This is a genomic window from Pedobacter superstes, from assembly GCF_037622515.1.
Lineage (GTDB): Bacteria > Bacteroidota > Bacteroidia > Sphingobacteriales > Sphingobacteriaceae > Paradesertivirga > Paradesertivirga superstes.
The window spans coordinates 106,241-119,746 of the sequence record NZ_JBBJCN010000001.1; the positions used below are offsets into that span (position 1 = coordinate 106,241).

Annotated in this window: 9 protein-coding genes and 1 pseudogene; 5 read left to right on the forward strand and 5 right to left on the reverse strand. The window is 36.8% G+C overall.

Annotated features, from left to right (window positions below; all coding sequences use genetic code 11):
- Positions 1-80: 80 nt before the first annotated feature.
- Complete coding sequence (locus tag WG906_RS00580) at positions 81-1,115, forward strand: glycosyltransferase family 2 protein (protein ID WP_339990566.1); 1,035 nt, start codon at positions 81-83, stop codon at positions 1,113-1,115.
- Positions 1,116-1,149: 34 nt separating this feature from the next.
- On the opposite strand, the gene cobA is transcribed toward WG906_RS00580, so the two are convergent.
- The gene (cobA, locus tag WG906_RS00585; RefSeq protein WP_339990567.1) at positions 1,150-1,878 is read right to left on the reverse strand and encodes a uroporphyrinogen-III C-methyltransferase; all 729 of its coding nucleotides are present in this window, start codon (positions 1,876-1,878) and stop codon (positions 1,150-1,152) included.
- A 119-nt stretch (positions 1,879-1,997) separates the two neighbouring features.
- Here cobA and WG906_RS00590 point away from each other — a divergent pair, with 119 nt between their 5' ends.
- On the forward strand, positions 1,998-3,137 hold the full coding sequence (locus tag WG906_RS00590; protein ID WP_339990568.1) for a glycerate kinase: 1,140 nt from the start codon (positions 1,998-2,000) through the stop codon (positions 3,135-3,137).
- On the opposite strand, the gene WG906_RS00595 is transcribed toward WG906_RS00590, so the two are convergent.
- On the reverse strand, positions 3,122-5,536 hold the full coding sequence (locus WG906_RS00595) for an MG2 domain-containing protein (protein ID WP_339990569.1): 2,415 nt from the start codon (positions 5,534-5,536) through the stop codon (positions 3,122-3,124). The genes WG906_RS00590 and WG906_RS00595 overlap by 16 nt on opposite strands.
- Before the next feature lie 10 nt (positions 5,537-5,546).
- Positions 5,547-7,997 carry a hypothetical protein gene (locus WG906_RS00600; RefSeq protein ID WP_339990570.1) on the reverse strand — a complete coding sequence of 817 codons (2,451 nt, stop codon included), beginning with the start codon at positions 7,995-7,997 and terminating at the stop codon, positions 5,547-5,549.
- 454 nt (positions 7,998-8,451) lie between these two features.
- Here WG906_RS00600 and WG906_RS00605 point away from each other — a divergent pair, with 454 nt between their 5' ends.
- Positions 8,452-9,168: a 3-ketoacyl-ACP reductase gene (locus WG906_RS00605; RefSeq protein ID WP_339990571.1), complete on the forward strand. Its 717-nt coding sequence runs from the start codon at positions 8,452-8,454 to the stop codon at positions 9,166-9,168.
- A gap of 126 nt (positions 9,169-9,294) precedes the next feature.
- On the opposite strand, the gene WG906_RS00610 is transcribed toward WG906_RS00605, so the two are convergent.
- The gene (locus tag WG906_RS00610; RefSeq protein WP_339990572.1) at positions 9,295-10,740 is read right to left on the reverse strand and encodes a sensor histidine kinase; all 1,446 of its coding nucleotides are present in this window, start codon (positions 10,738-10,740) and stop codon (positions 9,295-9,297) included.
- Between the two features lie 686 nt (positions 10,741-11,426).
- Between WG906_RS00610 and WG906_RS00615 the strand changes: the two genes are divergently transcribed.
- Together WG906_RS00615 and WG906_RS19365 are read left to right on the forward strand one after the other, a co-directional pair.
- Positions 11,427-11,636, forward strand: a complete 210-nt coding sequence (locus WG906_RS00615; protein WP_339990573.1) for a hypothetical protein — start codon at positions 11,427-11,429, stop codon at positions 11,634-11,636.
- Positions 11,637-11,815: 179 nt separating this feature from the next.
- Positions 11,816-11,866, forward strand: a pseudogene (locus WG906_RS19365) (RIFT barrel domain-containing protein); the annotation flags it as partial.
- A gap of 152 nt (positions 11,867-12,018) precedes the next feature.
- Here WG906_RS19365 and WG906_RS00620 read toward each other — a convergent pair.
- Positions 12,019-13,320, reverse strand: coding sequence for a DEAD/DEAH box helicase (locus WG906_RS00620; RefSeq protein ID WP_339990574.1), 1,302 nt, complete (start codon positions 13,318-13,320; stop codon positions 12,019-12,021).
- Positions 13,321-13,506: the final 186 nt, after the last annotated feature.

Genomic DNA, 13,506 nt, shown 5'->3' on the forward strand with positions numbered 1-13,506 from the left:
TGGCCGAAATTAAAATAAAAAGCCCACATGCAAACGGAGTTTTAAAAACAAGCCCCTCTAAAATAAACATTTAGTATAGAATGCAGATCTTCCCAAAAGTTTCGGTGGTAATTCTTAACTGGAACGGTAAATATTATCTGGAAAAATTTTTACCATCGTTACTAGGCTCAACATATCCTAACGTCGAGATTATAGTTGCTGACAATGCTTCTATTGATGATTCTGTGGATTTTATACATCAAAATTTTCCTCAGGTAAGGATTATTCTTAATAAAGAAAATCTTGGATTCGCTGGCGGATACAATGCTGCCCTGTCGCAGGTTAATGCAGATTACTATGTTCTTCTAAACTCTGATGTAGAAGTTACTGCAGGATGGATCGAACCAGTTATTGAACTGATGGAAAGCGACGAGATGATTGCTGTGGCCCAGCCTAAATTAAAAGACTGGAACGATAAGATCTTATTTGAATACGCCGGAGCTGCAGGTGGCTATATAGATAAATTCGGATATCCGTTTTGCAGAGGACGGATTTTTGATACGCTCGAAACGGATAAGGGGCAATATGAACTAGTTTCCGAAATATTCTGGGCGAGCGGGGCTGCTTTATTTATAAAAAGGGCTTGCTGGGAAAAAGTTTCTGGCCTAGACGCCGATTTTTTTGCGCATATGGAAGAAATTGACCTTTGCTGGAGGTTAAAGAATCTTGGCTACAAAATTATATATTGCCCGACATCTACTGTTTTTCATATAGGCGGCGGCACCCTTCAATCTGAAAATCCCTTTAAAACCTATTTAAATTTTAGAAATAACCTGGCCATGCTATTAAAGAACCTGGCACCAGGGAGCGTATTCTCCATTTTATTTATACGATTTTGGCTGGATTTTATATCCTTACTGAAACTCATATTTGAAGGGAAATTCCAGCACGCAAAAGCTATCAATAAAGCTCATGTCGCCTTTTTTAAGGACTTTTCTAAAAACAAAAAGAAAAGATTAAGCAATGGTTTGCACTTTAATTCGACAGGTATTTTTACAGGAAGTATTGTATGGGAATATTTTATTAAAAAACGAAAGTTATTTTCTCAACTCGGCATGAAGCCTGAAAAACTGTAAATTCCAGGGAAACGAATTTTAATACAATAGTCTGCTACCTTCCTATTCCAACAACCTCACCAATAATAATTATTGCCGGATGAGTAAGTTTAGCGGTTTCGGCCATTAAAGGTAAATCCTGAACTTTGCCGATTGCAGATTTTTGTTTAGCCAATGTGGCATGCTGAATTATGGCGGCAGGAATTTGACCCATACCTTCAGCAATGTAGGTCTGAGCAATTTCATGAACCTTCTTCATCCCCATATAAATAACAACCGTTGCATTACTTTGCATGGCAAGACGTAAATCTGAAGATAAACCGCCATCCTTTTTAGTTCCCGTAAGAACCCAGATGCCTTCGCTTATGTTTCGATGGGTAAGTGGTATATTATCAAATCCGGCTGCTTGCATACTTGTAATACCGGGAATATAATATGTGGCAATTCCGTGCTCTTTTGCATAGAGCACTTCTTCAAATCCTCTGCCAAAGATAAATGGATCACCTCCTTTCAGACGCACAACCATGCCTTTAGCAAAAGCTTTTTCTTTAATCATTTCATGAATAGTTTCCTGAGGCGTATATTCTCCATAAGGATGCTTACCTACATAAATTTTTTCACAATCTGCAGAAGTAAAGTTCAGCAATTCACTATTTGCAAGATTATCATATAACAGGACTTTACATTTCTGTAATACCTTAAGAGCCTTTACTGTAATTAACTCCGGATCGCCTGGCCCTGCTCCTACTACATACAACTCTGGTATTATTTTATCCTCTGGCATTTATTAATTTGGAAATCGCAGGAAAAATACAACAGATTTCTGATTTTTTAAGCTTGCATACAGATAAATCTTGGCAAAAAGATAATATTTACCGTGGTAAATGTAATAAAGTATTGAAAATGAAAATTTTAATCGCTCCTGATAAGTTTAAACATTCTCTAAACAGCTTTGAAGCTTGCACAGCCATTCAGAACGGATTAATGCAGGCATCAGAAAAATTTAAAATTAAAATTTTGCCACTGGCAGATGGCGGAGATGGTTTATCCGAAATCATTAACTATTACATACCCTCAAAGACACATTCTGTTAGGATTTCAGATCCCTTATTTCGAGCGGTAAAAAGCTCACTTCTGATTTCGGATGATGGCCAGACAGCTTTTATAGAAATGGCTAAAGCATCGGGCCTTCTATTATTAAACCCCGAGGAATATGATTGTATGAATACTTCAACTGTAGGTACCGGAGAATTAATTAAAGAAGCAATACTTCTAAATGTTAAAAAAATAGTTATTGGAATAGGCGGCAGCGCAACGAACGATTGCGGAACAGGCATGGCTACCGCTTTAGGCTATCGTTTTCTGGATAAAAATGGGAACGAATTAAAACCTACAGGAAAAAACTTGTTACTGATCGAACATATTAACAGCTCTGAGATTATTGATCTAAAAAATATAAAATTCGAAATCGCCTGCGATGTTAAAAATCCGCTAACAGGAAAAAATGGTGCTGCCAGGATTTACGCGAAGCAAAAGGGCGCAACAGAACTGGAGATTGAAGAACTTGAAGCGGGAATGATTCATTTCAATGAGATCATGAAAAAACATTTTGGCAAAGATATTAGCCGTATTGAAGGCTCGGGTGCAGCAGGCGGTTTGGCAGCAGGTTGTATTGCGTTCTTAAACACTAATTTAACCAGCGGCATTGATTTGGTTATGAATTTAAGCAATGCCGAATTCCATATAAACGAAGCTGACCTGGTGATAACCGGAGAAGGATCTATAGATGATCAAAGTTTAAACGGAAAAGTAATTTCCGGACTTGGTGAACTATGCAAAAAACTAAAAAAACCTTTAATTGCTTTTTGCGGGAAATTAAATTTAACAGGAGATCAAATGAGGCAGTTGAACATCAGCTCTGCGTATTCGATAAAGGGGGATGAAACTTCATTAGAAGAAGCCTGCAAAAATGCCTGGGATCTATTAAGTAATAAAGCTTATGAAACGGGCATTCAACTGATAAATCATCAATCGATTTCATAATTAACACTTCCTACAACAGGAATTCCTTTTTCAGTAATACCCTCAACTACTATCTTTATTTTGGATTTTATATCATCATTATAGAAATGAACAAACGCTTCTCCATCCTTATTCGTAGTAATAATAGGTTCCCAATGGAGGGTAGTTCTAAGGTCGCGAATGGTAGAATTTGAGTTATCGGGGTAAGCAGGTGAATAAAAAACTTTGTCCTGCGAATAACCAGTTACAGATGCATTCAGTACGCTTAGTTCCTCTCTGCCATAGGCTGAGGGCTTTAAGGTAAGATATATAAGGTATACGGGACCGGAAGAGGTAGAGTTGGAACCGTTTCCTATGCCAACCATCTGTTTAATCACGATCTTATTAATATCCTCTATATATAAATCGTAATAAAACAACTGATCAAAAGTATCCTCATTTCTGTCAATTATAAATTTAGGATAGTGCCCCCTGCCCTGAAAGTTAAAAATCACACCATTTCGATAAGAAGTATCCGGACTTGCACCCTCAACTTTAGTTAATAAAAAATGCCGTAAATTTCTATAGGCTCTCGCATCCTGTTCTGTAATAATAAAGCTTTTATCCTCATATCCGGAAGGAGTAAGCACCTGATCAAATAACTTAACGTTTGCTGTACCTTTAACAAGTACTTCTTTTAAAGTTATAGTATCTGCCAGTTTTGCTTCCTTTATCATAAACCCACGATGAATGAGGGCCTGTACTATTGAATCATTTAAAGTGTCTGAGGTTGAAAAATCAGACACGACAGGTAATGGTTCTGTGTAGAGAGAATCCAGTATGATCCATCCGCTCTTCTTTCCTTTTTTATCCACTGAAGTTAATCTTATCATGCTCGACTGGGGGATGAAAACGCGGTCAATATAAAACCGTCCTGAAGAATCTGTTACGGCAGTGAATAATTTATTTCCCAGCGCCTGACTGGCCATTAAGGTAATATTCATCCCCGGCATCGGAATATCGTTTTTAAGCTGCCGTACTCGTCCAGATACAGTAAAACCTTTTTCCGGGCTAAAAAAAGGCTTACCGCCCGATCCAGCATTGTTTTTCCAAACAAAATCTCTCCAGCCCTGAGTCATTAACAGTACATCCAACTGTTTATAGCGTTCCTTATTCGTTGGGTCCAAATACTTAGCAATAGAATCGATTTCTCCTTTTATTTCAGATTGAAGCATCAGGTAGGTTGCGATATTTTCTATTCCCTGAGGTATCAATTTACCATCAATTGCTGAGAATGATAAATTTGCTTTAAGTGGTTGATTATTAATGTCAGTTAATTTCAATCTTACATTAACTTTTTCCTTAGCACTGTATTCTTGTTTATCAGATTTAATTTCCAGTTTGTACTCATTACCGGGAATAAAAACCAATCGCTCTGCCTGCGGCTTAAATTTATTATCATAAACGGTTATGGTAACTATACCCGGAAGAAACTTGCTGTGAGGAATTTCTACCAACATCCGGGAATTTGTAACCTTCTTCTTTAAAACAAGCTTGCTCTCATTTTTCTGGCGACATACTATAAGTAAATCGGTGTCTTTTATTTGTGGAAATGTAATCTCGTTAGTACTGATAAATACTTTAAGAATGGAATCGGTATTTCTGACTGAAAAAGTAATTCCATTTGCTTGTGCTTTCGGTACAGGAATTTTAAATTTTTCGTCATTGGAAAAAGCACCCTGGGCAGTGTAGGTCAAGCCGGGCAAAGGCTTGAAAAACAACCGGCCAAAACCTGAACTATTGCATGAGATCTCAGCAATACTATCGCCTTGGGATGTAACGATTACCCCTTTGAGCGCTAAACCTTCTCCTTTCTCATTTTCAGATTTGAAGGCAACTACACTGGCTACGTTCTCAATCAAGGATCCTGCTTCCGGAAAAAACGTCAAGCGATTCTTTGACGTTGCATTTACAGGCAATACGGTTTGCTGAGGTTGGGAAACGGAAACCAAAGCGCTGGGCTTTTTCACTGGCTGTGTTTTAGAACTGCCATAAACATTGATAAGCTTTTGGAAAACGAAGCTATCTTCAAAATTCTTCATCCGGTTAGTATACGCTCTGATGCGATATTTTCCCGTTGGGACCGAATCCTTCAATGTAAAACTTCCTTTTCCATAACCATTATCAGTTCTTATGACTATCCGGCCGGAGATTTTGGCGTCAGGTGAAATAAGCTCTACATACAAATTATTACTTAGGTCAATAAATGTATTAGACCGGGCATCAACTATATATGCTTTAAACAAAATATCTTCACCGTCGGTATAATAATCTCTGTCTGTATGGAGGTAAACTTTTTCATAAATAACCCTATCACTGGTTTGAGCAAATAAACCAGGAGCAATTACCAATGATACTATCAGACAGAAAATATCCTTCACAATGAAAAATTTACCTTACTTCATAAATAAGATTCCCTGAAACCGGAATTCCTTTGTCATTTACACCTTCTACCACCACTCTTACTTTGGTTTTAGGATCTGCATTATAATAAGTAATAACAGCCTCTCCATTCTCCGCAGTTATCACAGAAGGTTGCCAATGAATGGTTGTTCTAACATCTTTCTTTGATGAAAGCTGGGTTTGAGGGTTTGCTGGTTCGTAAAACATTCGGGCCTGATAATAACCATTCACGTATGTATTCAATATACTTGGCTCTTTCTTTGAATATGCAGATGGCTTTAAAGTAAGGTAGATCAAAAAAACATCCGAAATTCCTGATAAAGTACTCATTGATGTCGTGGAATCGATTTGACTTTGAGACATTCCAACCATATGCCTTACAACCACCTTTTGAATGTCCTTCATCTGGAGATCGTAGTAATCCATACGATCAAATGCATCTTCTCTCCGGTCAATCATGAAAATCGGAAAATGCGGTTTTCCATTGGCCCTGAAAACCACTCCATTTCTGTCCATATTATCATCAGGACTTGCTCCGTTAACGTTTGTTATCAAATAATGTCGAAGGCTGTTGTAGTCCTTATCATCTTTATCTGTAATAGTAAAATTTTGATCCGGATATCCAAAAGAAGTTACCCGCTGACCAAATAAATCGACACTGTTTTTACTTTTAACAGCTACTTCGTTTAAGAGGATGGTATCAGACAAATCAAATTTTTTCATTTCATCGATTCTTGACGCCATCTCCTTTTTGAAGGCGGCAAGCTGTGCGGATTCAGGAGATTTTGACCCAAAGGGTTTTACAGGATAAGGTTTTGAATAAAGCGAATCTAAAAAAAGCATACCGGTTTTCCTTGCTTTACTATCAGCTGAAACCAATTTAATATTTTGATTTCCCTCCAAATTGATATTATCAAAATAATATTTTCCCGATTTATCGGTTGTTGTGCCTATTAATTTTTGTCCTTTCACTCCTGAAGCAAACAAAGTTACATTTGAACCCATCAATGGCGACTTACCGGACTTATCTCTTACTTGCCCCGATATTGTAAATCCTGTTTCGTTTAAATGACTTACAGTTAAAGTAGTGTCTTTGATGCGTTTCCATACAAAATCTCTCCAGCCTTGTGTCATAAGTAGCAAGTCTAATTGTTTAAAGCGTGAAGAATTTTTTGAATCAAAATAAGCCTGTGGATTCTCAATATTTCCGCGCAGTTCTGACTCGAGGTTAATATAAGAAACTATATTCCCTTCTGTTTCCGGGACAATACCTGCATCAACCACGGCTAATGACAAATTTGCCTTAATGGGCATATTTGCAACATTAGTTGTTTTGATTTTCAAAGTTACCCGCTCTTTAGATCGATATATGGTTTTATTAACAGTTAGTTCTACTTTATCATTAGCAAATCCCCGCTTAATAAATACCAGCCGTTCGCAGTGCGGTCGAAGCTGATCATCCGTAAGGGTAACCGAAGCAATGCCTTCCGGGAGATTTGTGTTCGGAATAATAACTTTTGTTATTAAAGACTGGAGATCAATTTTTTTACTGAAGTAAGGAATTCCTGCATGCCTGGCTTTAATTTCAAGCTCCTTACCTTTAAACCTATTGAGGGTCGCCTCATTCGTACTTATAACTACTGTAGTTTTTACAGAGTCCGGAATTAAATGCAGCGAAAATCCCTGGGATAGAAATTCAGGGATTGAGGAATTAAATGGTCGTTTATTTTCAAATTTAGCCTTAACCTGATATTTCTCACCTGCTTCAGGCTTCAGCATAAAGGACCCAAAACCATTATCTCCACTTTCAAAAACAGAAATAGTATCTCCTTTAGAAGATAAGATACTTCCACTAGCCTTTATTCCTTTACCCGATGCCGATTCAGCTTTAAATGCAATAACTCCGGTAACTCCTTCGATCATTGACCCTCCTTCAGGGAAAAACCGTATTGTTTCTTTAGCGAAGATTGCAGCAGACGCCGTTTCTGTTTTGGCAGACGTTTTTAAAGATTTTGTCGTAAGTCCCTCCAAACCACTCACAGTAATTTTCTTTTCAAAAATAAAGTTATCTCCAAAATTCAGCATCCATTTTGTATAGGCCCTTACTTTATAGATCCCCGGCGAAATTGAGTCGCCCAATTCAAAATCCCCTTTTCCCAGGCCATTATCAAGCCGAATAACTTTTCTTTCAGTAATTACCGCGTTTGGATCTATAAGTTCTACATATAAATTATTACTCGTAGATATAAGCTGGTTTCCCTGCGCATTTAAAAGATATGCTTTGAACCAAATATCTTCGCCGGCATAAAAAACGGCCCTGTCTAAATGCAAATAAACTTTTTCAAAAAACAGAGTTTGTTTTGCGGAAGCTGGAGCTGTTTGTGAGAATAAATTACCCGAAAAAAGTAAACCTAGGATAATAAGAAGTCTTGAGGACATAGATAGTATAGTAGATTATTTTAATTTTAGTATACCGGGAAACTGCTGTTTGGATATTAGCTTTAAAACACAAAGAAAATAGCCGTCCCATTTAAGTAATTGAAAACATAAAGGTGAAGAAAGTTTATGGATTGAAAAGTACATAATATTACTTTGATGAAAAACATATTCATACAACCGTTACACAATGTTTGATTTCACCTCACAGTTGAAACTCTTTATTAAAAATTTCGCCTCAATAATTTTCATTTGACGCTGTCATTCTTTTCAGAGGTACCGGACATGCCGGTATACACCTTTCCAAAGCATTACTATTCCACATGTTTAAATTGAAAAATGTAAATGCAGATTGGTTAAAGGTATATTCATTAGAAAGCACAAAGTCAGATAAGGGTAAAGTAATCTGAAGCCAAACACTTATCTGTTTTTTTTGGGTTTATCCATAAAACAAAAAATGGAATCATTAAGTGGTAAAAATGCCTTAGTAACCGGAGCCGGTAAAGGTATTGGAAAAGCAGTTGCTATTGCTCTTGCAAAAGAAGGAGTTAACGTTGCCCTGTTGGCAAGAACAGCATCTGACTTGCAATCCGTTGCAGACGAAGTAGAAAATGAAGGTGTTAAAGCTATTATTGTAGTAGCAGATATAGCCGATATAAAGTCTGTTAACAATGCGATTGAAAGTACTATTGAATCTCTGGGAGAGATTGACATTTTAATCAACAATGCAGGTATCGCAGCTTTTGGAACATTTCTGGAATTATCTCCGGAAGAATGGGAAAAAATAATCAGGGTAAATTTGTTTGGCGTATATTATGCAACCCGGGCTGTTTTACCCTCAATGATTGAAAGAAGAACGGGCGATATTGTCAATATTTCATCCACTGCAGGATTACGTGGAGCAGCGCAAACCAGCGCCTATAGCGCATCAAAATTTGCGTTAATCGGATTGAGTGAATCCTTAATGCAGGAAGTTAGAAAACATAACATACGAGTAACTACATTAACTCCCAGCACGGTTGCAACTCCTTTAGCATTTGATTTAAATCTTACAGATGGTAACCCCGAAAAAGTAATGCAACCCGAAGATTTTGCTGAAATGATAATTTCTCAATTAAAACTGAACCGTAGGGTTTTTATTAAAGAGGCTTCTATCTGGTCTACAAATCCTTAAGATCAGGACAATAATTGGAATCAAGGCTTCTGCTAATTATTAAAAAAACAGCTTCACTCTGCAAAGATCAGGGGGAAGCTATTTTCCATTAAGAATTTTAATTAATACTCAACCTTGAGAGCGAATTTATTGCAACGACGGGAAGTTCATATTTAAATCAGGCGTCTGAAAAGCAGAATATAGAGGCAAACTAAACCAAAACACACTTCCATTACCGATTTTGCTATTAGCACCTATAGCTCCGCCATGATTTTTTATGATCTCCTTACAGATATATAATCCCAGGCCTAAACCCTGTACGGTTTGTTTAGTTTCTGCTATTCTGTAAAAACGATCAAACAAAAAGGGTAATTTTTCTTCCGGTATACCCGGACCTGAATCCTTTACAAACACTTTGATATTTCCATCGTCTATTTCTGAACAAACCTCTATTGATTCTGTTGCCGCTGAATATTTGGCGGCATTGGATAAGAAATTATCTACTACCTGGTAAATTCTCGTCGCATCTGCATCTACATATACTTCAGGCATCTCACTCATTATTACCCTGTGCTGTGACTGCTGCGTTGTTTCATCAACCACATCTTTTATAAGTTGATTTAAGAGAAATGGGGCTTTATTTATTTCAAGCTTGCCGTTTTGAATTTTTGTAACATCCAATAAATCTTTAACTAAATTAGTTAAGCGGCTCACCTGTTTATTTGCATTAACAATAAAAGGGTGCATTTTATTAAGCTCACCAGACTCTTTTGCAAATCGCTCAAGAATCTGCAATGAAGCTTTCATACTTGTAATAGGTGTTTTTAATTCGTGAGAAGCTATACACATAAATTCAGTCTTTATAGTACTTTGTGCTATAACCTCTTTTCTTGATAATAAAAGTTGCTGGAACATATTCCGTGCAAACGCGCCGGCCGTCATCAATATAAAAAGTATAAAAAAAACATTGATAAAGATTAACCAGTTTGTAATAACCCGGGATACTTCTCCTAAAAGCATTGAAAAATTTTGCTGATTATAGGTTAACCTCCGGTTAATGGTATTTACATTCAGTATCATAGCCACCTTTACAGCAGGATCCAACTGCTTGCTTTTAAGATCATGAATGAAATTTCCCATTTTCTCCAACTCCTGAATATCATGATCAGCTGCTACCCATTCATTAGTTACTTTGCTGAAATATGGAAAGTTTTTAAAATTTTTAAAAAGCCAGATCAGGTTCGCAATATCGTCCGGATGATTTCGACCCTGTAAAACAGCCTTTCTTACTACCGAATCAGGTTTGCCGGTTTGTAAGGCTTCTTTAGCCACCCTTACTCCGATAGGTACAGAAATTTCTTCTTTAAATAACCTATAGGATGCCATATCTGAGGTTTGGATAAAATCGATGAGATATCTGGTGGCATTTTTCTGCGCCTTAGAAAACTCTGACTCACCATTAACATAAGCCCTAATTGATGATAGTATTTTGATCGAGTAATAGTTGAGTCCGATAATAATTGCCGAAGAAAAAATTATTATTGCCCCGATTTTATAAAAATAATTATGATAGAAATAGGTAAATGCCTTCATAGTGAAAAAGCTTAAAGTATACTTTTTAAAAAATATCTACCGGAGCCCTTTATACGTAAAACTGAATAGCCAGGTTTCTTATTATTTGGTTAGGCCTGCGATTAGTAGGCAGCACCGTCCTTATAAATCGTAAACTTAAATATACCTAAATATATACGAATACTCCATACACAAGTTAATCCATTATCCTAATCGGCTTTATCAAACTAACATGTGGTGTACAGGTTTCTGATGAATTTAAATGGTCCTCGGGGAATGAACTTTGACATGCCCTTCTCAATCCGCTACTGATTATGAATATAACAAACGGCTTACAGGCCTACTGACACAATGTCAAACATTTTTCATACATTAATAAAAATCAATACTTTACAAGATCTATATAAATAATACATTTACATGTGTCAGCTTATAATTAAAATATTGCCCGGGAGAGAATTTTGCAAATTTCATAAAAAAAGAAATAAGACCTCGGCAGACATTTTATTCCCCATTCAATAAAATAAATTGACAAACATTTGCCTGTCAGTTAATTACAAGAAAATTATTGGAATTTAAGGTCAAGCCTTATCTTTGCAACAGCTTTTTCTTAAGCTTTTGATGAAATTTTGGAGGTCAGATAAATCGATCCTTCCTATTATTGATAATTAACGTATTCCGATACCCACTGCATAATTTTTAACAGTTTGAAACTAATATTATTCAGCCTGATTTTTGGCCTTGCGACGATTGAAGTATCCGCAGATGTAATTAGTGTTATGGTAAACGGCCAGCATGAAATGATTCAAAAACAAACAATCAGAAGACTTTTATATGTTGTCGGTATTCCAGTTGAGCTCACCTTATTCATAGTGAATGTGTTAGTTTATAAGAAGACAGGTTTTATCCTGTTCTAGAAGGAACTATCCGTTCATTTCTAAATCTTATAAAAGATTTCTTGTTTATTTGGAAGGGGAGATAATATCGCTCAAGCAATTTGTTTCCTGCCTTTTATTTTTTAGTTTCAGAAATTCAGCTTACCCTTTGGTTAGATTTAAACTAATTACCCCCTTCTGAATGAAACCTCGTCCGTCAATTAGTGCAGTCATGGCCTATTGCATCCTGGCCGGACGGAACACTTAAATGACAGGCATCCAATTTATTCGGAAGATGGAAATACTGATAGATTGAAACTTAGGGTCGGAAGTTCAACAAACACTTTATCAAAACTTATTACGACAGAAAGCTCTGAACACTTTTTTGCAGATACAGGAACAACCGGCTGGTTTATCAAATATTCTAGCGTGCTATTTCAATTTTAACTTTCTTATTTTTAATCCTCTCATCTTTTATAGAACGCAGCACATTTTCAATTTGGTTTCGTTTAACCGCTGCGTAAGAAGTATGATCCAGCACCTCAATTAATCCCAGATCATCTTTCGCCAGTTTTCCTTTTTGAAGAAGCAAGCCAACTATATCAACTTTATTAATTTTATCCTTTTTGCCTGCAGCGATATAAACTGTCGCCCACTCAGCAGGTTTTGGGATAGTATTTTTAGTTGGTAATTCCTCAATTTCAGGTTTATCCTTCAGATAAGGGAGGCTTTCGTCTTCGGATAATATCAGATATGAGGTACCTTTGGCATGCATTCTGGCGGTTCTTCCGTTACGATGAAGGAAAGCCTGCTCGTTATGAGGAAGCTGATAGTGAATAACATATTCAATTTCCGGAATATCCAAGCCCCTTGAGGCCAAATCTGTGGTAATTAATAAATTATGGCTTCCATTTCTAAATTTTAAAACAGCCCGTTCCCTGTCTTCCTGTTCCATTCCACCGTGAAAAATATCATGGGTTAACCCTTTTTCATATAAAAGGTCACTAATTCGCTCCACCGCTTCGCGATGATTACAAAATACAAGGGTGGGCTTTCCCCCTATTTTGCAAATCAAAGAAAATAATGTTTCAAGTTTATCAGCCGCTTTAGATTGCACGGCCTTCAATTGCAGATCCTTAGCAGAAGTACTGATCATCAAGAAATTAATTTCAAGAGGATTTTTCACCCCTGTAAAATCAGGGATTTCCTGCATATGGGTAGCAGAAGTAAGTATTCGTTTTTTTAAATTGGGCAGGTTCTTGATAATAAAAGCCATATCATCCTGGAAGCCAAATTCAAGTGCTTTATCAAACTCATCAAGAACAAGCGTATTTACATGAGCGGTTTTAAAACTTTCATTACGAATATGAAAAGCAAGCCTGCCTGGAGTTCCGATCAGTATTGCCGGCGGCTGTGACAGGTTATTCTTTTCAATTTTAGTATTATGCCCCCCATAACAGCAATTTACCTTATATCCGGTTGCCATGTTTCTGAAAACCTGTTCAATTTGCAAAGCAAGCTCACGGGAAGGAACGATGACAAGCGCCTGAACACCAGAAACCTCATGTTCTAATGTACTTAAAACCGGCAGCAAAAAACCAAGTGTTTTTCCCGACCCTGTTGGTGATAACAGAACAATATCTCTATCCTTTGCGGCATTAAGTGAAACATGCTGCATCTCGTTAAGACTACTTATCTTTAGGTTATCCAGTGCCGTTTTAATCATTATATTTTTTATTAAAAGGCAAAGGTACGGCTAATACACTACCTTAAACGATTTATTCTGCTGTTCTCACATGTTTATTATCCGGATCGCCACATAGAGAATATCATTAAAACAATTTTCTCAGGACATACTTTTTCTTTTGTGTCTATTTTTGGCTTTAATCACTGTTTAAAAAGCAGATTGAAG